General features: G+C 45.3%; 1 pseudogene. It reads right to left on the bottom strand.

The annotated features are described in order from the left end of the window. A pseudogene (locus tag DC53_RS00100) lies at positions 1–229 on the bottom strand (hypothetical protein); the annotation flags it as partial. Positions 230–307 lie beyond the last annotated feature (78 nt).

The raw sequence follows: 307 nt of genomic DNA, 5'->3' as shown, positions 1-307 counted from the left end.
CGACGAAAGCGAATGAGCTCCAAATCATTAATGTAGACCAGTCGACGACTTGTGCCGATTTGGCTGGGCCAGACCACAAGGCATCCCAACTGACAGCGAGAATAAGCGATAAGCTAACAATGAGCTGTCTGTTGTCATCGGCTGGTGGCTGATTTATTTCACTGATTTCTTGCCACAAGAAGTGGCTAATACACAGAAAAGCAACGAGTCCAACAATAGGTGTTAACAAGGGAATAGCCTGAATGCTGAAATAGGTGAACAGGTAACCAATCATTGGAAATAAGGTGTGAGTTAGGGACACTCCGAT

Source organism: Pseudoalteromonas fuliginea (assembly GCF_000690055.1).
Classification (GTDB): Bacteria; Pseudomonadota; Gammaproteobacteria; order Enterobacterales; family Alteromonadaceae; genus Pseudoalteromonas; species Pseudoalteromonas fuliginea.
This window is presented reverse-complemented; position numbering and strand designations above follow the sequence as displayed.